Source organism: Pseudomonas faucium (genome assembly GCF_021602585.1).
In the GTDB taxonomy this organism is placed as follows: Bacteria; Pseudomonadota; Gammaproteobacteria; order Pseudomonadales; family Pseudomonadaceae; genus Aquipseudomonas; species Aquipseudomonas faucium.
This window is the reverse complement of record NZ_BQIP01000010.1, coordinates 1-22198: the sequence shown is the minus strand read 5'-3', so window position 1 is coordinate 22198 and position 22198 is coordinate 1. Positions and strand designations below refer to the sequence as shown.

General features: G+C 65.5%; 13 protein-coding genes. 7 read left to right on the top strand and 6 right to left on the bottom strand.

Features of this window, described 5'->3' with window-relative positions; translation table 11 throughout:
• The first annotated feature begins 86 nt into the window (after positions 1 to 86).
• On the top strand, positions 87 to 1013 hold the full coding sequence (locus L6D75_RS13580) for a DMT family transporter (protein ID WP_176517763.1): 927 nt from the start codon (positions 87 to 89) through the stop codon (positions 1011 to 1013).
• Between the two features lie 122 nt (positions 1014 to 1135).
• Here L6D75_RS13580 and L6D75_RS13575 read toward each other — a convergent pair whose 3' ends face one another.
• Positions 1136 to 2305 (bottom strand): MFS transporter, encoded by a 1170-nt coding sequence (locus tag L6D75_RS13575; RefSeq protein WP_176517764.1) that lies wholly within the window; start codon positions 2303 to 2305, stop codon positions 1136 to 1138.
• Positions 2306 to 2412: 107 nt separating this feature from the next.
• Here L6D75_RS13575 and ptrR point away from each other — a divergent pair, with 107 nt between their 5' ends.
• Together ptrR and L6D75_RS27345 are read left to right on the top strand one after the other, a co-directional pair.
• Positions 2413 to 3306 (top strand): putrescine utilization regulator PtrR, encoded by an 894-nt coding sequence (gene ptrR, locus L6D75_RS13570; protein WP_176517765.1) that lies wholly within the window; start codon positions 2413 to 2415, stop codon positions 3304 to 3306.
• A gap of 124 nt (positions 3307 to 3430) precedes the next feature.
• A complete protein-coding gene (locus tag L6D75_RS27345; RefSeq protein WP_008090807.1) occupies positions 3431 to 3559 on the top strand; it encodes a PA1414 family protein in 129 nt (42 codons plus the stop codon).
• A gap of 60 nt (positions 3560 to 3619) precedes the next feature.
• Here the strand turns inward: L6D75_RS27345 and L6D75_RS13565 are convergent, their stop codons facing one another.
• Positions 3620 to 4999: a sodium:solute symporter family protein gene (locus L6D75_RS13565; RefSeq protein WP_176517766.1), complete on the bottom strand. Its 1380-nt coding sequence runs from the start codon at positions 4997 to 4999 to the stop codon at positions 3620 to 3622.
• 132 nt (positions 5000 to 5131) lie between these two features.
• Entirely contained in the window at positions 5132 to 6082 is a 951-nt protein-coding gene (speB, locus tag L6D75_RS13560; protein WP_008090804.1) for an agmatinase, read from the bottom strand.
• A gap of 223 nt (positions 6083 to 6305) precedes the next feature.
• Here speB and L6D75_RS13555 point away from each other — a divergent pair, with 223 nt between their 5' ends.
• The 3 genes from L6D75_RS13555 to L6D75_RS13545 all read left to right on the top strand — a co-directional run bounded on the left by L6D75_RS13555 (position 6306) and on the right by L6D75_RS13545 (position 9834).
• A complete protein-coding gene (locus tag L6D75_RS13555) occupies positions 6306 to 7199 on the top strand; it encodes a LysR family transcriptional regulator (RefSeq protein ID WP_176517767.1) in 894 nt (297 codons plus the stop codon).
• Positions 7200 to 7336: 137 nt separating this feature from the next.
• Entirely contained in the window at positions 7337 to 8902 is a 1566-nt protein-coding gene (locus tag L6D75_RS13550; protein WP_176517768.1) for a methyl-accepting chemotaxis protein, read from the top strand.
• A gap of 332 nt (positions 8903 to 9234) precedes the next feature.
• Positions 9235 to 9834: a tRNA-uridine aminocarboxypropyltransferase gene (locus L6D75_RS13545; protein ID WP_236193575.1), complete on the top strand. Its 600-nt coding sequence runs from the start codon at positions 9235 to 9237 to the stop codon at positions 9832 to 9834.
• A gap of 105 nt (positions 9835 to 9939) precedes the next feature.
• Here the strand turns inward: L6D75_RS13545 and L6D75_RS13540 are convergent, their stop codons facing one another.
• The 3 genes from L6D75_RS13540 to L6D75_RS13530 all read right to left on the bottom strand — a co-directional run bounded on the left by L6D75_RS13540 (position 9940) and on the right by L6D75_RS13530 (position 14890).
• Positions 9940 to 11295 (bottom strand): HlyD family type I secretion periplasmic adaptor subunit, encoded by a 1356-nt coding sequence (locus tag L6D75_RS13540; protein ID WP_176517770.1) that lies wholly within the window; start codon positions 11293 to 11295, stop codon positions 9940 to 9942.
• A 9-nt stretch (positions 11296 to 11304) separates the two neighbouring features.
• Positions 11305 to 13440 carry a type I secretion system permease/ATPase gene (locus L6D75_RS13535; protein ID WP_176517773.1) on the bottom strand — a complete coding sequence of 712 codons (2136 nt, stop codon included), beginning with the start codon at positions 13438 to 13440 and terminating at the stop codon, positions 11305 to 11307.
• A gap of 76 nt (positions 13441 to 13516) precedes the next feature.
• Positions 13517 to 14890, bottom strand: a complete 1374-nt coding sequence (locus L6D75_RS13530; RefSeq protein ID WP_176517771.1) for a TolC family outer membrane protein — start codon at positions 14888 to 14890, stop codon at positions 13517 to 13519.
• A gap of 467 nt (positions 14891 to 15357) precedes the next feature.
• On the opposite strand from L6D75_RS13530, the gene L6D75_RS13525 reads away from it, so the two are divergent.
• Positions 15358 to 22198 (top strand): retention module-containing protein (locus L6D75_RS13525; protein ID WP_276574734.1); only part of this gene is annotated, 6841 nt, incomplete at its 3' end.

Genomic DNA, 22198 nt, shown 5'->3' with positions numbered 1-22198 from the left:
GGGTGGGCCAGGAAAACCGATAATCGGTCTTTCCTGAACACTGCCGAGCCTTTGCCCATGCCATCGATCACCCTGGAGGGCCGCCCATGAGCGCGGCCCGCAAGAACCCTGACGCCTTTGCCTTCCAGGTGATGCTGGGCCTGTGCCTGCTCTGGGGTTGCCAGCAAGTCCTGATCAAGACCGCGGCGGTCGATATCGCCCCGGTGATGCAGGCCGCCCTGCGCAATGGCCTGGCCGCCGTGCTGGTGGGCCTGCTCTTGTGCTGGCGCGGTGGCTGGGGGCAAGTGGGCACGACCTGGCGCGCCGGGCTGCTGGCCGGTGGGTTGTTTGGCCTGGAGTTCCTGTTCATCGCCGAGGGCCTGAAGCTGACCTCGGCGGCGCATATGTCGGTATTCCTCTATACCGCGCCGGTATTCACCGCCCTGGGGCTGCACTTCATGTTGCCCAGCGAGCGCCTGCGCTGGCTGCAGTGGATGGGCATCCTGCTGGCGTTCGGCGGCATTGCTACCGCGTTCGCCGGGGGCGTGTCGTTCGAGCAGATGGACGGGCGCATGCTGCTCGGCGATGCGCTGGGCGTGCTGGCTGGCCTGGCGTGGGGCGCGACCACCGTGGTGGTGCGCGGCTCGCGATTGTCGGAGGCGCCGGTAACGCTGACGTTGTTCTACCAGTTGGCGGTGGGCTTTGCCGGGCTGTTGCTGATTGCCTTGCTCAGCGGGCAGATCGGCGAGGTGGCGATGACGCCCTTGGCGGTTGGCAGCGTGCTGTTCCAGGGGATCATGGTGTCGTTCGTCAGCTACCTGACGTGGTTCTGGTTGCTGCGCAAGTACCTGGCCTCGAACCTGGCGGTGTTTTCGTTCATCACGCCGTTGTTCGGGGTGACCTTTGGTGTGTTGCTGTTGGATGAGCCCTTGAGCGTCAACTTTGTGCTCGGGGCGGTGATGGTGTTGCTGGGGGTGATCCTGGTCAGCGCCGAGCCCTGGGTGCGGCAGCAATTGCGCAGGTTTGTCGGTTGATCAGTATTGGCCCTATCGCCGGCAAGCCGGCTCCCACAGGTCACTCACAACGCTTGAGCATTGTGGGCAGCCTGTGGGAGCCGGCTTGCCGGCGATAGGGCCGGTTCAGACACCCCGGTTCATCAAGCTACCCGACCGGTAACCAGGGAAGCATTGGGGTTGCGGCTCCCCACAAGCACCAGCACCCCCGCCAGTCCCAGCCCAGCAGCCGCCAACACCAGCGCCGGCTGCAAGCCCCCGCTGTAATGGTTGCTCAAGGCAGCCAGCAGCGGCCCACTCAACTGCCCCAGTGCAAAGCAGGCCGTCAGTAGCCCGGCATTGCGCTGCGTCGCATGCGGCGCCAGCTCCCGCGAGCGCTGCATCACCAACTGCATGCAGGCCAGAAACGGTGTGCCGCAGAGCACCACACCCAGCGCCAGGCCAAGCCCGCCTCCCATCAGGCAGGCCAGCACGCCCAGTCCCTGCAGCCACAAGGTGGCCGTCAACCAGGTGGACGTGCGGCCCGAGCGCCGCGCACTCACCAGCACCACGCCGAGCGCCGCAGCCACGCCGAATGCCGGCCAGAACAGGTCAGCCATCCAGTGCCCGCGAAACTGCTGGTTGGCCATTTGCGACAGGAACGTGGCCGGCAGGATGTAACCCACGCCATACAACGCATACACCAGGGCCAGGCGGCCAATGCCGACGCTGCGTGTCGCCCCCGGTTGCCCGCTGCTGGGCACTACGGCGGGCTCCAGCGCACGCGGCAGCCATGGGCGCACGGCCAGCAGCATGGCCAGCGCCGTCACCGCGTACACCAACCACAACGCCGCCGAGCTCAGCCCCAGCAGGTGCGCCGCCAGTGCCAGCAGGCCGGTGACGGCGATGCCCACACCAGGCCCTGCGAACACCAGGGCACCCAGGCGTTGGCGCTGGCTGGCATTGGCGATCTGCTGGCTGAGGCTGGTGATCATCACCAGCACCCAGGCGCTGGCAACCCCGGTGCCGAAGCGCAGCAGCAGGTGGCTCCAGAAGCCGTCGGCGGCCCAGGAGGCCAGGGTCAGCAGCACGCACAGCCAAAGCCCGCCCTGCAGCCGCAGCCTGACCTGATGGGGCCGGCGGGCGAACATGGCATCGGCCGCGCCAATGAAGTAGCCCAGGTAGTTGGCGGCCGCCACCAGGCCGGCAGCCGTCAGGTCGAACTGGCCCTCGGCAATCAGCTGCGGCAGTTGCGGGGTGAGGGCGAAGCGGCCGATGCCCATGGCCATCATCAAGGCCACGGCGCTGGCCAGCAGTTGTACGAGCGGCGACATGGGAATACTCCTGCGCAAACGTTGAGCGATGGATGGCAGGGTAGGGCGGATTGACTTTCAGTAAAATTGAATAATGATGATGAAGTTATTCAGTTTAGGAGAAGGCTATGGAGTTCAGCCAACTGCGCATCTTCCAGGCGGTTGCCGAAGAAGGTTCGGTGACCCGCGCCGCCGAGCGGCTGCACCGGGTGCCGTCGAACCTGTCCACGCGCCTGCGCCAGCTCGAGGAGCAACTGGGCGTCGAGCTGTTCCTGCGTGAGCGCCAGCGCCTGCAGTTGTCGCCTGCGGGCAAGGTTTTGCTGGATTACGCCAACCGCCTGCAAGCGCTGCATGATGAGGCGGTGGCGGCGGTGCAGGGTGGCCAGCCGGCCGGCAACTTCGTGCTCGGCACCATGTACAGCACGGCGGCCATCCACCTGCCGGCGTTGCTGGCCCGCTACCACCAGGCGTACCCGGCGGTGAACCTGCAAGTGCAGGCCGCGCCCAGTGGCGAACTGCTCGAAGGCCTGCTCAGCCACCGCCTGGATGCCGCCCTGGTGGATGGACCGCCGAGCCTGGCCGGGCTGGATGGGGTGCGCTTGTGCGACGAGGTGTTGGTGCTGATCACCAGCCCCGAGCACCCGGCGGTGCACAGTGCCCGCGAGGTGGCCGGCAAGGCGGTGTTCACCTTCCGCCAGGGCTGCTCCTATCGCATGCGCCTGGAGGCCTGGTATGCCCATGCCCACACGCCCATGGGCCGGGTGATGGAAATCGAGTCGTACCAGAGCATGCTGGCCTGCGTGATCGCTGGCGCAGGGGTGGCGCTGATGGCGCAATCGATGCTCGACAGCCTGCCTGGCCGCGACCGGGTACGCGCCCATCGCCTGCAGGCGCCGTTCGATCATGCGCAAACCTGGTTGATGTGGCGCCAGGGCATGTGCGGGGCGAATTTGCAGGGGTGGATCGATTTGCAACAAAGCGAAACGATTAACCAATCGTCGGAATGCGCCGTTTCGGCTTGATCCGCGTCAAACTCGACCCCATCTGTAGGAACAAGGGCATGCGTAATACAGGACATAGGGCTATGATCTGTATGAAACATCGCAGGATTGATTGACCGTGAGGCTGACCCGTCAAGGGGGCACTATGAAAAACCAAATGTTCAACTGGCTCCATGACTTGGCTGTCGCGCTGGGGCTGATACCACCACCCCTGCAGCCGGTGCCGATCCCGACTGATGAAGAGCAGCGCCGGCGCCAGCCGCGTCGCCGCTGAAAAAGCAAAAAGGCCGCCGCATCAGCTTCGATGCAGCGGCCTTTTCGTTTGTGCAGGTTATCAGGCCAGTTTCACGGCACCGACTTCCTTGCGCGACAGCAGGCTCACCACTACGAAGCTCACCAAGCCAATTGCCAGGCTGTAGTAGATCGGCGTGTTGGCATCCAGGCCATCCTTGAACATGAACAGCAGCGCGGTGGCAAAGCCCAGCGACATGCTGCAGATGGCCCCTGCGGTGGTCGCACGCTTCCAGAAGATCGCGCCGATCAGCGGAATCAGCATGCCGCCCACCAGCAGGTTGTAGGCCAGCGTCAGGGCGCTGATCACATCGTTCACCGCCAGGGCGATACCCAGCACCACCAGGCCGGTGAGCAGGGTGAACAGGCGGTTGATGCCCAGGCTCGACTGCTTGCCGCCACGCAGCTTGGGCAGCAGGTCTTCGGTCAGGGTGGTCGATGCGGCCAGCAGGCCGGCACTGGCGGTCGACATCATCGCGGCCAGGGCAGCAGCCATCAGCAGGCCACGGATGCCTTCAGGCAGCTGGGTCTTGATCATCTCGGCGAAGGCGTTGTTGGGGTTGACCAGGTCCGGCATGATCACGTGCGCAGCCATGCCGATCAGGGCGCAGGCCAGGCCGTACAGCACGCAGTACACACCGGCGGTGGTACCGGCACGCTGGCAGACCTTCTCGTCACGGGCGGTGAACACCCGCTGCCAGATGTCCTGGCCGATCAGGATGCCGAAGAAGTAGATCAGGAAGTAGGTGATGATGGTGTCCCAGCCGATGCTGGTCCAGGCGAAGCTGGCCGCCGGCAGCTTGGCTACCAGGGTGTCCCAGCCACCGGCCTTGTACAGGCACACCGGCAGCAGGATGAACATCAGGCCCACGGTCTTGATCACGAATTGGACGATGTCGGTCAGGGTCAGCGACCACATGCCGCCGATGGTCGAGTACACCACCACCACACCGCCGCCAAGCAGCAGCGACATCCAGAACGGCAGGTCGAGCAGCACTTGCAGCACGGTGCCCATGGCCAGGGTCGAGGTCACGCCGATCATCAGCGCATAGGCGAGCATGATCGCCGCACTGGCCTGGCGTGCCATCGGGTTGTAGCGGCGCTCCAGTACCTGGGTCACGGTGAAGATCTTCAGGCGCAGCAGCGGTTTGGCGAGGAACAGGTTCAGGGCGATGATGCCCAGGCCCAGGGCTGCGCAGAGCCAGAAGCCGGAGATGCCGTGGACATAGCCCAGGCGCACGGTGCCGACGGTGGAAGCACCGCCCAGTACGGTGGTGGCCATGGTGCCCATGTACAGGGTCGGGCCGAGGTTGCGCCCGGCTACCAGGTAGTCTTCGTGGGTTTTTGCCCGACGCATGCCATACCAGCCCAGCCCGAGCATGCCGGCGGCATAGATCATTACAACGATGATGTCCAAGGCCATTGGGGGTCTCCCGATTATCTTTATTATGGCGAGATCGACCGCCCGGGCGCGTTCACGGCGCCAGGCGGTCTTGTGTTGTGTTGGCGGGCCTCAGTGGCCCTCCCAGATGGCTCCTGCCCGGGTGTAGCAGTGTCAGCGGCGCACGACGCCCGGCAGCACGCAGAGCATTTCGAACAACAGGTTGGCACCGAGCAGCGAGGTGTTGCCGGTGGTGTCGTAAGGCGGGGAGACTTCGACCAGGTCACAACCGATCAGGTCCAGGCCGTGGCAGCCGCGAATGATCTCCATCGCCTGGATGGTGGTCAAGCCGCCGATTTCCGGGGTGCCGGTGCCAGGGGCCCAGGCCGGGTCGATGCCGTCGATGTCGAACGACAGGTACACAGGGCCGCCGCCGACTTTTTCGCGCACTTCGGCCATCAGCGGCTCCAGCGACTTGTGCCAGCACTCTTCGGCCTGGACCACGCGGAAACCTTGGCGGCGGCTCCAGTTGAAGTCGTCGGCGGTGTAGCCCTGGGCGCGCAGGCCGATCTGCACCACGCGGTCGCAATCGAGCAGGCCTTCTTCCACGGCGCGGCGGAAGGTGGTGCCGTGGGCGATCTTCTCGCCGAACATGTGGTCGTTGACGTCGGCGTGGGCGTCGATGTGCACCAGGCCGATCTTGCCGTGCTTCTTGTGCAGGGCCCGCAGGATCGGCAGGGTGATGGTGTGGTCGCCACCCAGGGTCATGGGGATGACGTTGTGCTCGACGATCTCGTCGTAGGCTTCTTCGATGATGCGCACGGCGTCGAGCAGGTTGAAGGTGTTGATCGCCACGTCACCGATGTCGGCGACCGACAGCGAATCGAACGGCGCGGCGCCGGTGGCCATGTTGTACGGGCGGATCATCACCGATTCGGCGCGGATCTGGCGTGGGCCGAAGCGGGTGCCGGAGCGCAGCGAGGTGCCGATGTCCAGGGGCACGCCGATGAACGCGGCGTCCAGGCCTTGGGCACTTTGCAGGTGGGGGAGACGGAGCATGGTGGCGATGCCGCCGAAACGCGGCATTTCGTTGCCGCCCAGTGGTTGGTGGAGAACTTTGTCCACGGTGGGCCTCATCAGTCGGTCGATTGTTTTGTTTGTTCGAACCTGTGCCGCCGCGCGCCTCGAGTGTGGTTCAGCCGGCGGGCAGGGACATTTCGGCCAAGTCTGCGCAAGGTAGTGCCTGCGACAAATCGCTACAGGCAAATACTTACTTCATGAATTTCTAAACTAACCGCCGCCGATGCGGTTAGACTGCGCGCAATCCACCCTGCGGAACCGTTGCACCATGGCCTCGACCCTGCCCGACCTGAAACTGCTGCGCATCTTCATCAGCGTGGTGCGCCACCAGGGCTTCGCCAATGCCCAGCGCGAGCTCAACCTGTCGACTTCGGCCATCAGCACCTACATGAGCCAGCTCGAAGGGGCGCTGGGCATTGTCCTGTGCCACCGCGGGCGCGGCGGTTTCAGCCTGACCAGCAAGGGCGAGCTGTTTCACCAGGAGACCTTGCGCCTGCTGGCCGAGCTGGATGGTTTCGAGCAGTACGCCGCCGCGCTCAAGGGCGAGTTGCGCGGCACGCTCAACCTCGGGGTGATCGACTCCACGGTCGGCGACCGGGCGCTGCCCTTGGCCGAGGCCATCGGCGCCTACAGCCAGGAACACCCGGCGGTGCACCTGCACCTGTCGGTGTCCAGCCCTTACGAACTGCAGCTTGGCGTGCAGGACAACCGCCTCGACCTGGCCATCGGTGCGTTCTCCTCGCGCATGAGCGGCCTGGTCTACCAGCCGCTGTACCGCGAGCAGCACTGGCTGTACTGCAGCAGCCGCCACCCGCTGTACGCCGAGCGGCGCATCCCGGAGCCTGTGGTCACCCAGCAGCGCATGGTCGGGCGCGGTTACTGGAGCCAGGCGGAGCTGGCCCGGCATGGCTTTAAGCACAGCGCGGCGACGGTGGAGAGCATGGAGGCGCAGTTGATCCTGATCCTGTCCGGCGCCTACATCGGCTACCTGCCCGAACACTACGCCCAGGCCTGGGTCGACAAGGGCGACTTGCGCGTGCTTTCTCCGGCGACTTTCGGCTATCAGGCGCCATTTTCATTGATCATCCGTCGCGGGCGTAGCCGTGAGCCGTTGATCCAGACCTTCCGCGACCTGCTCAAGAGCCAGCTCAACGTCGGCTGACTTTGGCCGGTAGTGGGCATTCCGTCGGGAGAACCCACTGCGCGACAAAACCTGACCTCATTCGTACTGGCGTTCTGCTAAACCTTTACTTGCCTTGATGATTTTTCCCCTCATCTATACAAGCAAGGACAGCCCAGATGCGCATGAATTTGCCTGTCACGGAGCACGAAAGAACGTTTTCCAGCGACCAGCGTCTGATTTCCACCACCGACCTCAACAGCCGCATCACCTATTGCAACGACGCGTTCGTGGCCATCAGCGGGTTCACCTACGACGAGCTGGTCGGCCAAACCCACAACCTGGTGCGCCACCCCGACATGCCGCCGTCGGTGTTCGGCCATATGTGGGAGACCATCAAGCAGGGCAAGCCGTGGATGGGCGTGGTCAAGAACCGCGCCAAGAACGGCGACTTCTACTGGGTCAGCGCCTACGTCACCGCCATCTACGAGAACGGCCGCATCAGCGGCTACGAGTCGGTGCGGTCGGTGCCCAGCCGCGAGCAGATCCGCCGCGCCGAAGCGCTGTATGCGCGGTTGCGCGGCGGGCGCCCGGCAGTGCCATGGGCGGCCCGCGCGGGGCATGGCCTGGGGCAGGGCTGGCCGTTGATCGGCGCCGGGCTGCTGTCTGCGGCGGCTTACCTGTGGTTGCCGGCCTATGCGGCGCTGGGCGTGCTGATGGCCAGCCTGCTGGTGGCCTGGTACCTGGTCGAGAACCGCCAGAGCCAGGCCATCCGCCGCACCCTCGCCGAACACCCCAAGGCCTTCACCAGCCCGCTGGTGGCCCTGACCTACAGCGACAACCCGGGCCTGCGCGGCCAGCTCGACCTGGCGATCATCAGCGAGGAAGCCCGCCTGCAAACGGCGCTGACCCGCCTGGTGGATGCGGGTATCGGGGTGAAATCGCGGGCTGCGCAGTCGGCCGGCTTGTCCGATGCCCAGGCCCAGATGCTCGACCGCCAGCGCAGCGAGACCGACCAATCGGCCACGGCCATCGCGCAAATGGCGGCGACCATCCAGGAAGTCACGCACAACGTGCAGAGCACGGCGCATGCCGCAGGCGATGCCGACCAGCTCGCCCAGCACGGCAGCGAGCTGGCGCAGCAGAGCCTCAAGGCCATGGGCAGCATGAGCGAGGCGGTGAACGACATCGGCCAGGCGGTCAATGCCCTGGCCGAGCAGACCCAGTCGATCGGCAGCGTGGTCGATACCATCACCTCGATCGCCGAGCAGACCAACCTGCTGGCGCTCAATGCCGCGATCGAGGCGGCGCGGGCGGGTGAGCAGGGCAGGGGTTTTGCGGTGGTGGCCGACGAGGTGCGCTCGCTGGCCCAGCGCACGCGCACCTCCACCGAAGAAATCCACCAGATCATCGCCTCGCTGCGCAGCGGTGCCGAGCATGCGGTGAGCACGGCCAACCGCGGCGAGCAGATTTCCCGCGACAGCGTGCAGAGCGTCGAGGCGGTGCAATCGGCGCTGGCGGGTATCGCCCAGGCGGTGAGCCGCATCACCGGCATGAGCCAGCAGATGGCGACCGCCTCGGAGCAGCAGAGCCACGTGGCCGAAGACATCAACCAGCAGATCGTGCGCATTGCCCAGCTGTGCGATCAGAGTGCGGGGCAGGCCAAGCAAGGGGCGCAAATCAGCCAGGACCTCGAGCGCATGGCCGAGTACCTGCACAGCCTGGCGGAGCGGTTCAATCGCTGAGGGGTTAGCCGGGAGTTTGGTGTTGATGTTGAGATCGAGCGCCGCCCGCGCGGCGCATCGCGGATAAATCCGCTCCCACATTTGTTGCAACGTGCCGCGGTCTGCCAGGCCATGGTTGCCCGCCTTCGGCGCCCGCCGAGAAATGGCGTCGTACAAACAAGGCTCACAACCATGGCCTATCAGGCATAGGTACGTTGCAACAAATGTAGGAGCGGATTTATCCGCGATGCGCCGCGCGGGCGGCGCTCGATCGACAGGACGCCATCGCACACCAGCCGAGCCCCCGCAGCCCCACCGCTCTGTGGCAAACTGCGCCCCGTAAGGAGAGCCCCATGCCCAGACCCCGCTGCGAACGCTGCCAGCGCCCGCTCGATCACTGCCTTTGCCCACTAATCCCCACCCTCGACAGCCGCACCCGCGTGGTCCTGTTGCAGCACCCCAGTGAAACCGCCCACGCCCTGAACACCGCCCGCCTGGCCGCGCTTGGCCTGGTCAATGCCCAATTGCGCATCGGCGAGGTGTTCGATGACCTCGACGAATTGCTGGGCACCCCGGGATATCGGCCGGTACTGCTATTCCCAGGCGATCAAGCCCAGGTACTGACCGCCTATGGCGAAGCGGATGACACCCCGCTGCTGTTGATCGTGCCCGATGGCACCTGGCGCAAGGCGCGCAAGATGCTGTATCTGAACCCGCTGCTGGCGGCGTTGCCCAGGGTGACGCTGGGCCAGCTGGCACCCTCGCGCTACCGACTGCGCAAGGCGCCGGAGCCGGGGGCGGTGTCGACCCTCGAAGCGGTAGTGCAGGCGTTGAATGTGCTGGAGCAGCCAGCCAGTTTCGATGCGCTGCTGCGGCCGTTCGAGGCATTGATCGAGGGGCAGATCAAGGCCATGGGGCTTGAAACGTTCGAGCGTAACCATGGTGATGGTTAGGCCTGATAAGGCCTCATCGACGGCAAGCCGGCTCCCACACGCGCTCGCGAGCAGCGGTAAACCTGTGGGAGCCGGCTTGCCGGCGATAGGGCCGGTACAGGCCACTCAACGCTCGCGCAGTGCCTCGGTCCGGGCCTTGAGCACCGGCTTGAGCAGGTAATCCAGCACGCTCTTCTGCCCGGTGATGATATCCACCGTGGCCACCATCCCCGGGATGATCAGCAGCGGCTTGTTGTCCCCACCCAGGTGGTTCTTCTCGGTGCGCACCTGGATCAGGTAGAACGCATTGCCCTTGTCGTCGGTGACGGTATCGGCACTGATCAGCTCAAGCTTGGCCTTGAGCCCGCCGTAGATGGTGTAGTCGTAGGCACTGAACTTGACCATCGCCGGCTGCCCTGGGTGCAGGAACGCCACATCCTGCGGGCGCACCTTGGCCTCGATCAGCAGGTTGTCCTCGATCGGCACGATCTCCACCAGGTCACTGCCCGGCTGCACCACGCCGCCGATGGTGTTGACCTTGAGCAGCTTGACGATGCCGCGTACCGGCGACACCACCGTGGTGCGGTTGACCCGGTCGTCGATGGCGATGCTGGTGGCGGTGATCTTGGAAAGCTCGGTGCGCTTGTCGTTGAGTTCCTTGGCCGCGTCGGAGCGGAAGCTCGCGTCGGACTCCTGGATCTTGCTGCGGATCTCCGCCACCGCCGCCTCGGCCCGGGGGATGGCCAGGCTGGTGGCGTTGAGCTGGCCTCGGGCTTCGACCGTGCGCTGCTTGAGGCGCAGTATCTCCACCGGCGAGATGGCGCCCTTGCTCACCAGCGGCGAGGACATGTCCAGCTCCTGCTGCAGCAGGCCCACCGCCGAGCGGTATTGATCGACCTTGGAGCGGAATTCGGCCAGCTCCTGGGTCTTTTGCCGCAGCTGTTCGTTGAGGGTCTGCTTCTCGCTGGCCAGCCGGCGCTGGCGCGAGTCGTACAGGGAGGTTTCGTCCTCGGCCACCTGCGGCGCCTTGGCGCGCACTTCGTCAGACAGCACGAACGGGCGGCCTTCGGCTTCGGCCGACAGCCGCTCCACCTGGGCGGTCAAGGCATAGCGGTCGGCTTCGCTTTCGCCCTTGTTGGACTTGAAGCGGGTGTCATCCAGGCGCAGCAGGGTGGCGCCTTTTTCCACCATCTGCCCTTCGCGCACGAAGATTTCGGTGACGATGCCGCCTTCCAGGTTCTGCACCACCTGGACCTTGCTCGAAGGGATCGCCTTGCCTTCGCCGACGGTCACCTCGTCGAGCCTCGCCAGGCTCGCCCAGACCAGCGCCACCAGCAGCAGCGCCGCCGCCAGCCACACGGTCAGGCGCGACAGGCGTGGCGAGTCCTGCAGGGTGGCGCCGGCCAGCTCCGGCATGTAGTCGCGCTCGGCGCGCTTGTCGGAACCTGTGTGGGTACTGCGCACGTTGTGGCCGATGGACATGCAAACCTCCTAGAGCGCCGCGCCGATGCGGCCCTTGCGCAGGGCGTCGATGACCGAATCCTTCGGCCCGTCGGCGACGATCTTGCCGTTGTCCAGCACCAGCAGCCGGTCCACCAGGCTGAGCATCGAGGTGCGGTGGGTCACCAGCAGCAGGGTCTTGCCCGGCACCCAGGCCGACAGGCGCTGGCGCAGTTGTTCTTCGCTGCTGTTGTCCATGTGGCTGGTGGGTTCGTCGAGGATCAGGATCGGCGGCTCCAGCAGCAGCGCCCGGGCCAGCAGCACCGCCTGGCGCTGGCCGCCGGATAGCAGCTGGCCGCGCTCGCCCACCGGGCGCTCGAAGCCGTGCGGGTGCTGCCGGGCCAGCTCGCTGACGCCGGTCAGCTCGGCCACTTCGAGCATGCGCGCATCGCTGATGTGGCGGGCGCCCAGGGTCAGGTTGTCGCGCAGGCTGCCGGCCAGCAGCGGCAGGTCGTGGGCGACGTAGCCGAGCTGGCTGCGCAGGTCGGCGATGTCCAGTTGGCGCAGGTCGAGGTTGTCGAGCAGGACCTGGCCGTCATCGGGGTGATGAAAGCCCATCAGCAGCCTGCCCAGGGTGCTCTTGCCCGAGCCGCTGCGGCCGATGATGCCGATGCGCTCGCCAGGCTTGATGGCCAGGGTCACGTCCTGCAGCGCCGGGCTGGTTTGCCCGGGGTAGCGGAAGCTGACATGGCTCAGGGCCAGGCCGCCCTTGAGCGCGGTGTGCTCCAGTGCCTGCTGTTCGGCCTGGCGCTCCTGGGGCAGGGCCATCAGCGCGTCGGTGCTGCGCATGGTCAGTTGTGCTTGCTGGTAGCGGGTGATCAGCCCGGCGATCTGGCCAAGTGGAGCCAGCACGCGGCTGCCGAGCATGTAGCTGGCGACCAGGGCGCCGACGCTGAGGTTGCCGGCGATGATGCTGTACACCCCGGCGACGATGGTGGCCATGCCGCAGAACTGCTGGATGAACAAGGTGCCGTTGCTGGCCAGCGACGACAGGTTGCGGGCGTGCGCGTCGAGCCGGGCGATGGCGCCGTTGGTGTGCTCCCACTGGTATTGGCGCTCGCTCTCGGCGCCGCAGGCCTTGAGGGTTTCCAGGCCGCCGAGGGTTTCGATCAGCAGCGCCTGGCGCACGGCGCCGAGGCTCAGGCTTTTTTCCACGGTGTCGCGCAGGCGCGCCTGGATCAGCAGGGCGAAGCCCACCGCCAGGGGGAAGGCGATCAGCGGGATCAGCACCAGCCAGCCGCCGAGCAGGCCGATCACCAGCAGCATCAGGGCCACGAACGGCAGGTCGATGATGCTGGTCAGGGTCACGGCGGTGAGGAATTCGCGCAGGCCCTGGAAGTCGTGGATGCTCTGGGCGAAGCCGCCGATGGTGGCGGGCTTGGCCTTCATGGCCATGCCGGTGATGCGCTCGAACAGGGTGGCGGAGAGGATCAGGTCGGTCTTCTTGCCGGCCTGGTCCAGCAAGTGCGCGCGGACCATGCGCAGCACCAGTTCGAAGGCGGTGCCGATGAACAGGCCGGCGACCAGCATCCACAAGGTCGAGAGTGCCTGGTTGGGCACCACGCGGTCGTAGGTCTGCATGACGAACAGCGGCACCATCAGGCCCAGCAGGTTGATCAGCAGGCTGGCCAGCAGGGCATCGCCGTACAGCCAGCGGGAATGGCGCAGGGTGTCGCGGAACCAGGCATCGACCCGCGGCAGCAGCGGTGCGCGCAGGTTCTCCAGGGTGTGCCGTGGCCGTGCGAACAGGGCGTGCCCACTGTAGGCCTGGGCCAGTGCCTCGCGTTCGAGCCACTGCTCGCCGCCGCCGGCCTCGCACGGCAGCACCAGCGCCCGGCCATCCTCGCCCCAGCGCTGCAGCACGGCGCTGCGGCCATCGTTGAGCAGCAGCAGTACCGGCAGGTTGAGCGCCGAGATGGCCTCCAGCTCACGGGCCAGCACGCGCCCTTGCAGGCCGGCGCGGGCGGCCGCCCGGGGCAGCAGGTCTGCGCCCAGGCGTTGCTGGGCCAGGGGCAGGCCGCTGCTGAGGCTGGCGCGGCTGGCCGGGCAGCCATGCAGGCGGCACAGGATCAGCAAACCATCGAGCAGCGGGTCATCGACATCGGGGCGCGGCTGCGCACTTTGCATACTGGTCACGATGAACTACTCCCGCCTCGGTGGATGGGGTGTGACGCTGGGTGCGCGCGCCTGCCGCGCCGGGTGATCAGCGCATGTCGGGCAGCTTGGCCTGGTTGCGCACTTCACTCTGGGCAATGGCTTCGGGCGGCAGCGAAACGCGCTGCTTGCTCAGCAGCTCGCCCATGGTCGCCAGCACCCGGTACATCGAGAACTCCTCGGTGTAGCGCACTTCGGTGTAGCGGCGGTTGGCGTTGTACAGCTCGTTTTCGCTGTCGAGCACGTCGAGCAGGGTGCGTTGGCCGAGGCCGAACTGGTCCTGGTAGGCGGCGCGTACACGTTGGGTGGTTTCGGCATATTCGCGGGCAGTCGGGGTTTGCTTGCGCGCGTTGTTCATGGCGTTCCAGGCCAGGCTGAGGTTTTCGGTCAGCTCGCGCAGGGCGTTGTTACGCACGTCCATGGCCTGGTTGATCTTGTGCGCGTCCGACTGCAGGCGAGCCTTGTCGCTGCCGCCGCGGAACAGGTTGTAGTTGAGCTCGACGCCGGCTTGCCAGTCGTTGTTGCTGTGGCCTTTCTCGCCGCCCAGGTTGTTGTTGGCGCCGGTGGCCAGCACCGCATCCAGGCGCGGGTAGAAGGGCGACTTGGCCACTTCGTACTGCTGCTCGGCAGCGTTGACGTCGGCCTGGGCCGATTTCAGGTAGGGGTTGTTTTCCAGCATGCCCTGGCGCGCCAGGTCGAGGCCGGTGGGCACTTCGCCCTTGATCGTGACCGGGGCTTCCAGCTCGTCGGGCATGCGCCCGACCACGCTGTAGAAGTTGGCCTCGGCGTCGGCCAGGTCGACTTCGGCGGTGTCCAGGTTGTTTTCTGCCAGGGCGCGACGGGCGCGGGACTGGTCGAGGTCGGCGGTGCTGCCCACGCCGCGCTCGCTGCGCAGGCCGATCTGGTCGTTGACGCGCATGTGCGCTTGCAGGTTGTTCTTGGCCAGGGTCACCAGCTCACGGCGCTTGAGTACTTCCAGGTACACCTCGATGGCGCGCAGGGCCACGGTTTCAGCAGTGGCCTGGGTGTAGTAGGCGCGCGAGTTGACCACCGCTTCGGTGCGGCCGACTTCGTTAGGGGTGTTGAAGCCGTCGAACAGCATCTGCCGCAGGCGCAGTTCCGACTGGGTGTAGTTGAGGGTTTCCTTGCCGTGGTTGCTGGTGCCGTCGGGGTTCACGGTGCGGGTGTTGAGGTTGTCCGAGCGCTGGCGGCCATAGCCGGCAACCAGGTCCACCGAGGGGTAGTAACCGCCACGCGCGAATTTCACGTCTTCGTCGGCCGACAGCCGGCTGTTACGGCTGGCGCTGATCTCCGGGTGATGGTCCACGGCGTTCTGGACGGCTTCGTTGAGTGACATCGCCTGAACGTTGGCGCACGCCATGGCCAACAGAATTGCACTGGTGATGGGGTTGAAAACGCGCATGGGGTACTTCTCCCTGGTCTTTAAAAGGTGCTGCTGTTCGTCAAAAAAGTGACGATAAAAGGCATTCAAACCGTTTCATGTTTGTAACAACAGAGCTAAGAACATTTAACGCGCGAGCTAAGAAGATTTTTTCATAAGAGATATGCGAAAAAAAACTTATGCGGTCTATCGAAACCAAGACATTGTTTCATTCAGGTAAATTTGGAAGCCGCTGGAGGACGCGGTTTTCAAGCGTCCGCAAGAGTTCCAGATTTTTTACAGCTAAGGACGCGGGATGAACAGGTAAAAGCGTAATTTGGCGACAATAATTTGGCATCGACTGATGGCCCAATTACATTACCTCTATCGCCGAAGGAGTAGCTGGAGAGCCCGATTCTCAGTGTTGAGACACTCGCTTTCCAGGCGCTGAGCCGCCACCCGCGACGTCATTGGCTGACAAGCCAATCGGTAAGGGGAGGCGTGCGCTCATGGCTAAGCTAATCGGTGTGGTCAGCAAGGTGGTTGGTCAGGTGTTTGCCGTTGCCGAGGACGGCACTCGCCGCCTGTTGATCGAAGGCGACCGCCTGTTCGCGGGCGAACAGTTGCAGACCGGTGCCGCCGGTGCGGTGGCGGTGCACTTGCACAATGGTGCAGAGCTGACCCTGGGGCGCGACAGCAGCCTGCAGATGACCCCCGACCTGCTGGCCGGCCAGGCCCCTCATACCCAGACCCACGACGGCGCCCCCAGCGACGCGCAACTGAGCGACGTGGCGCGGATCCAGCAGGCGATTGCCGCCGGTGCCGACCCCAGCGACGTCGGCGAAGCCCCCGCCGCCGGGCCCAACGCGGGCAGCGCCCCGGGCGCGCTGGGCGGCGGGCACAGTTTTGTCCTGCTCACCGAGGTGGCGGCGCGGGTCGACCCGCAGGTGGGCTTCCCCACGGCCGGCTTCAATGGCATCCCCGATCTGGTCGAGCGTGAAGTTGGCGATCTGCGCGACCACAGCCGCGGGCTGCCCGGGGCCGGCGGCGAGATCACCGGCCCGGACAGCGGCCTGCAACCTGAGCAGCCGACGCCGCCGGTGGACACCAAGCCGCCGGTCGATCCCAACCCGCCGGTGGACCCCAACCCGCCGGTAACGCCGATCGATGAAAACCACCCGGTCGAGTTGCACGGGCTGACGCTCGACCCCGGCGACCCTGGCCTTGACGAAGCCAACCTGCCCCTGGGCTCGGCAAGCGACCCGGCGGCCCTGACCCAGCACGGCAGCTTCACCGTGGTGGCCCCCGACGGCGTGTTCAACCTGAGTGTGGGCGGCATCAACGTGGTGACTGGCGGTGTGGTCACCGGTGTCGGCCAATCGATCACTACCGGCCTTGGCAATACCCTGACCATCCTCGGCTTCGACCCGGCGACCGGGGTGGTGACCTACAGCTACACCCTCACCGGCGCCGAGCAGCATCCCGATGGCGCAGGTACCAATGCGCTGAACGAGAATTTGCCGGTGATGGTCAGCGACCCCGACGGCGACGCCGCCCAGGGCACACTGGTGATCACCATCCGCGACGACGTACCCCGGGCAGTGGATGACAGCAACCCGGTGCCGGCCACCGAGCAGCATGTGGAGCTGACCGGCAATGTGCTGAGCAACGACATCCAGGGCGCCGACCGAGTGCCGGGCGGCCCGGTGATCGCCGGCACCTTTACCGGTACCTACGGCACGTTGGTGCTGGCCGCGGACGGTTCCTACACCTACACCCTCGATGTCAACGACCCGGACTTCAAGAACCTGGGCGGTGGCGGCCATGGGGTGGAAACCTTCACCTACACCATCAAGGACGCCGACGGCGACACCAGCAGCGCGACCCTGACCCTGAACATCAGCAACCTCGACGACCCCGTGCACCTCGATGGCCTCGATGCGCAGGGCGGCAGCCTCACCGTGTACGAAAAGAACCTGCACGACGGCAGCGCCCCCGATGCCAGCGCCCTGACCCAGCACGGCACGTTCAAGGTGACCGCAGCGGATGGCCTGCAGAGCCTGACCGTGGGTGGCATCAGCGTGGTCAGTGGCGGTGTGGCGGCGGGCTTCCCGCAGTCGATCGTCACCGCCGAAGGCAACACCCTGACGATCACCGGCTATGACCCCGGCACGGGCGTGGTGAGCTACAGCTACACCCTGGTGGGCAACGAGCAGCACCCTGCAGGCCAGGGCAGCAACAGCATCAGCGAGCAGTTCCAGGTGGTCGCCCAGGACATCGACGGCAGCATGGCCAATGGCAGCCTGCACGTGAGCATCGTCGACGACGTGCCGACGGCCAACAGCGACTACGTGAGCGTGGCCAAGGGCGATGTGGTGCGCGGCAACGTGATGTACAACGATGTGGTCGGCGCCGATGTGCGCAGCGACGGCCAGTATGTGGTCGGCGTGCGTGCCGGCAGCGACACCTCGACGTCTGCCATCGGCCAGCTCAACACCCAGGTCAATGGCCAGTACGGCTACCTGACCATCGACGCCCAGGGCAACGCCGAGTACCACTCCAACCCCAACATCGCCTCGCCACGCGATGCCCTCGACACCTTCGTCTACACCATCCGCGATGCCGATGGCGACGAGAGCACCACCACCATCACCATCAACGTGCACAACGGCCTGATGGCTTGCGTGGATCGCGACGTCACCGTCTACGAGAACGCGCTGGACCTGCACAAGGATGGCAACGACCTGGCCGCCGGCACGGTCACCGGCAGTGACCCGAACTCCACCCAGGAAACCGCTTCCGGCACGTTGGTCGGTTCGGCCAGTGGTGGTGTCGGCGCGCTGACCTACAGCCTGGTCGGCAATGCGACTGGCCAGTACGGGCAGATCCACCTGAATGCCGACGGCACCTACACCTATACCCTGACCTCGCCGGCGAATTCGCCGACCCATGCCAACGATGGGCCCAATACCGTCACCGAAACCTTCACCTACCAGGTGCAGGATTCGCTCGGCAACTCGACCACCAGCACCATCGTCATCACCATCGTCGACGATGTGCCCACGGCCAACAGCGACTACGTGAGCGTGGCCAAGGGCGATGTGGTGCGCGGCAACGTGATGTACAACGATGTGGTCGGCGCCGATGTGCGCAGCGACGGCCAGTATGTGGTCGGCGTGCGTGCCGGCAGCGACACCTCGACGTCTGCCATCGGCCAGCTCAACACCCAGGTCAATGGCCAGTACGGCTACCTGACCATCGACGCACAGGGCAACGCCGAGTACCACTCCAACCCCAACATCGCCTCGCCGCGCGATGCCCTCGACACCTTCGTCTACACCATCCGCGATGCCGATGGCGACGAGAGCACCACCACCATCACCATCAACGTGCACAACGGCCTGATGGCCTGCGTGGATCGCGACGTCACCGTCTACGAGAACGCGCTGGACCTGCACAAGGATGGCAACGACCTGGCCGCCGGCAGCGTCACCGGCAGCAACCCGGATTCAACCCGCGAAACGGCCAGTGGCACGTTGGTGGGCTCGACCAGTGGCGGTGTTGGCGCATTGACCTACAGCCTGGTCGGCAATGCCGTGGGCCAATATGGGCAGATTCACCTGAATGCCGACGGCTCCTACACCTACACCCTGACCTCGCCGGCCAATTCCCCGACCCATGCCAACGACGGCCCGAACACCGTGACCGAAACCTTCACCTACCAGGTGCAGGATTCGCTCGGCAATTCGACCACCAGCAGCATCGTCATCACCATCGTCGACGACGTGCCCACGGCCCACTGCGACTACGCCAGCGTGGCCAAGGGCGATGTGGTGCGCGGCAACGTGATGCTCAACGACGTGGTCGGCGCCGATGTGCGCAGCGACGGCCAGTATGTGGTCGGCGTGCGTGCCGGCCATGACACCTCCACCTCGGCCATCGGCCAGCTCAACATGCAGGTCAACGGCCAGTACGGCTACCTGACCATCGATGCCCAGGGCAACGCCGAATACCACTCCAACCCCAACATCAATTCGCCGCGCGATGCCGTCGACACCTTCGTCTACACCATCCGCGATGCCGATGGCGACGAGAGCACCGCCACCATCACCATCAACGTGCACACGGCACTGATGGCCTGCGAAGACCACGACGTCACCGTCTACGAGAAGGCACTGGACCTGCACAAGGATGGCAACGACCTCGCGGCCGGCAGTGTCACCGGCAGCGACCCGAACTCCACCCAGGAGACCGCCTCCGGCACCCTCGTGGGCTCCACCAGTGGCGGCGTCGGCGCACTGACCTACAGCCTGGTCGGCAATGCCGTGGGGCAATACGGGCAGATTCACCTGAATGCCGACGGCTCCTACACCTACACCCTGACCTCGCCGGCCAATTCCCCGACCCATGCCAACGATGGGCCCAACACGGTCAGCGAAACCTTCACCTACCAGGTGCAGGACTCGCAGGGCAACTCGACCACCAGCAGCATCGTCATCACCATCGTCGACGACGTGCCTACGGCCAATAGCGACTACGTCAGCGTCGGCAAGGGTGATGTGGTGCGCGGCAACGTGATGCTCAACGACGTGGTCGGCGCCGATGTGCGCGGCGACGGCCAGTATGTGGTTGGCGTGCGCGCCGGCAGCGATACCTCGACGTCTGCCATCGGCCAGCTCAACACCCAGGTGCACGGCCAGTACGGCTACCTGACCATCGACGCCCAGGGCAATGCCGAGTACCACTCCAACCCCGATGCCGTGGCGCCCAGGGACGCGCTCGACACCTTCGTCTACACCATCCGCGACGCCGATGGCGACGAGAGCACCACCACCGTCACCATCAACGTGCACACCCATTCGCTGCAGCCTTGCACCGACGGTGGGGTCAAGGTGTACGAAAGCGCGCTGGACCTGAACAAGGACGGCAACGACCTGGCTGCCGGCACCGTGACCGGCAGCGATCCGAGCTCTACGCGCGAGACTGCCAATGGCAGCCTGGTGGGGCAGGTTGCCGGCGGCGTGGGCGCCTTGACCTACACCTTGGTCGGCAATGCCGTAGGCCATTACGGCCAGATGCACCTGAACGCAGACGGCTCCTACACCTACACCCTGACGTCGCCGGCCAATTCGCCGGTGCATGCCAACGACGGTGCGAATACGGTGACGGAATCCTTCACCTACCGGGTGGAAGACACCGTAGGCAACTGGACCACCAGCACCGTGACCATCACCATCGTCGACGACGTGCCGCAGGCCCACTGCGACTTCGTCAGCGTGGGCAAGGGTGATGTGGTGCGCGGCAACGTGATGTACAACGACGTGGTCGGCGCCGACACCCTGAGCGATGGCGCCTACGTGGTCGGCGTGCGTGCCGGCCATGACACCTCCACCTCGGCCATCGGCCAGCTGGGCACCCAGGTGTACGGGCAGTACGGCTACCTGACCATCGATGCCCAGGGCAACGCCGAGTACCACTCCAACCCCAATGCCGTGGCGCCGCGCGATGCACTCGACAGCTTCGTCTACACCCTCCGCGACGCCGACGGCGACGAGAGCACGGCAACCGTTACCGTCAACGTCCACGACCACTCGCTGAACCCTTGTGGCGACGGGGGTGTGGCGGTGTACGAGAAAGCCCTGGACCTGAACCAGGATGGCCACGACCTGGCGCCCGGCAGCGTCACCGGCAGCCAGCCATGCTCGACTGCGGAAACCGCTTCCGGCAGCCTGGTCGGGCAGGTCGGCGGTGGTGTCGGGGCGCTGACCTACACCCTGGTAGGCAATGCCGTCGGCCAGTATGGGCAGATTCACCTGAATGCCGATGGTTCCTACACCTACACGCTGACGTCGCCGGCCAATTCGCCGGTGCATGCCAACGACGGTGCGAATACGGTGACGGAATCCTTCACCTACCGGGTGGAGGACACGGTCGGCAACTGGACCACCAGCACCGTCAACATCACCATCGTCGACGACGTGCCCCAGGCCCACTGCGACTACGTGAGCGTCGCCAAGGGCGAGGAGGTCAGCGGCAATGTGCTGGCCAACGATGTGATCGGCGCCGATGTGCCAAGCGACTGTGGGTACGTGGTCGGTGTGCGCGCCGGTGGCGATACCTCCACCTCGGCCATCGGCCAGCTGGGTACTCACGTGTACGGCCAATACGGCTACCTGACCCTGGATGCTCGGGGCAATGCGGTCTACCACTCCGACCCCAATGTCGCCGCGCCGCGCGATGCGGTCGACAAGTTCGTCTACACCATCCGCGATGGCGATGGCGACGAGAGCACCACGACCATCACCATCAACGTGCATGACAACTCCATCGCCGAATGTGGCGATGGCTACGGCCGCGGCCTGGAGACGCGGATGGTGGACCGCGGCGCGTTCAGCTTCGATGCCGGCAGCATGACGGCGGCGCTGGTGGTGCTGGGCTACCTGGGCGCGATGGGCAGCGCCCAGGCCAGCAGCGAGGAGGTGCTGAACGTCAGCCTGCACAAGGGTGAGACCCTGCAGCTGAACCACCAGCCGCAGGATGGCAACCTGGTGATGGAATGGAAGGATGCCGGGGGCAGCTACCAAGCCATCGCCGCCGGCGACAGCATCACGGCCAACCACGACGGGGTGTACAGCATTCACCTGAGCAACCCGGTGAATGATGGCAAGGCAGGGGAGAGCTACAAGCTGAGCCTGGTGCTCGACTACGCCAATGCCCAGCAGCCGGCCGCTCACGATATGGGAGCCGACAGCCATGCGGCTGCGGGGCTTTCCAGCCTGATGGATGTCGCCTCACTGGAAACTCATGGGGCTGTTGGCCAGGTTGAGCATGACACGGCCAATTTCGTCCAGGCCAAGGGCGCGGTCACCATCGACCTCAGCCATGAAGGTGCCCAGGACACCGGCGGTGCCGGCCTGCAGACCTTCAATGGCATCCACAACCTGGTCGGTTCCGACTATGGCGACACCTTGATCGGTGACAGCGGCGACAACGTGCTCAATGGCGGCAAGGGCAACGATGTGCTCAAGGGCGGCGATGGCAACGACATCTTGATCGGTGGGCCGGGCAACGACACCCTGACCGGCGGCAACGGCAACGACACCTTCGTCTGGCAGAAAGGTGACAGCGGCCACGACACGGTCACTGACTTCACCCCAGGCAGCGACAAGCTGGACCTGTCGCAGCTGCTGCAAAGCGAGCATGCCACGGCGGCCACGCTGGATGACTACCTGCACTTCAAGGTCAGCGGCACCGGCACCAATGTGGTGTCGACCATCGAGGTCGCCAGTGCACCGGGCGCGGCGCCGGTGCACTGGCGACCTCGATGGTCGACACCACAGTGGTGCCGGT

What these genes read in the sequence shown, in the direction of transcription:
- L6D75_RS13545 (WP_236193575.1), top strand. Translation starts at nt 9,235, where the DNA reads ATGCCCAGACCCCGCTGCGAACGCTGCCAGCGCCCGCTCGATCACTGC.
- L6D75_RS13565 (WP_176517766.1), bottom strand. Translation starts at nt 4,999, where the DNA reads ATGGCCTTGGACATCATCGTTGTAATGATCTATGCCGCCGGCATGCTC.
- L6D75_RS13555 (WP_176517767.1), top strand. Translation starts at nt 6,306, where the DNA reads ATGGCCTCGACCCTGCCCGACCTGAAACTGCTGCGCATCTTCATCAGC.
- ptrR (WP_176517765.1), top strand. Translation starts at nt 2,413, where the DNA reads ATGGAGTTCAGCCAACTGCGCATCTTCCAGGCGGTTGCCGAAGAAGGT.
- L6D75_RS13550 (WP_176517768.1), top strand. Translation starts at nt 7,337, where the DNA reads ATGCGCATGAATTTGCCTGTCACGGAGCACGAAAGAACGTTTTCCAGC.
- L6D75_RS13580 (WP_176517763.1), top strand. Translation starts at nt 87, where the DNA reads ATGAGCGCGGCCCGCAAGAACCCTGACGCCTTTGCCTTCCAGGTGATG.
- L6D75_RS13535 (WP_176517773.1), bottom strand. Translation starts at nt 13,440, where the DNA reads ATGCAAAGTGCGCAGCCGCGCCCCGATGTCGATGACCCGCTGCTCGAT.
- L6D75_RS27345 (WP_008090807.1), top strand. Translation starts at nt 3,431, where the DNA reads ATGAAAAACCAAATGTTCAACTGGCTCCATGACTTGGCTGTCGCGCTG.
- L6D75_RS13575 (WP_176517764.1), bottom strand. Translation starts at nt 2,305, where the DNA reads ATGTCGCCGCTCGTACAACTGCTGGCCAGCGCCGTGGCCTTGATGATG.
- L6D75_RS13540 (WP_176517770.1), bottom strand. Translation starts at nt 11,295, where the DNA reads ATGTCCATCGGCCACAACGTGCGCAGTACCCACACAGGTTCCGACAAG.
- L6D75_RS13530 (WP_176517771.1), bottom strand. Translation starts at nt 14,890, where the DNA reads ATGCGCGTTTTCAACCCCATCACCAGTGCAATTCTGTTGGCCATGGCG.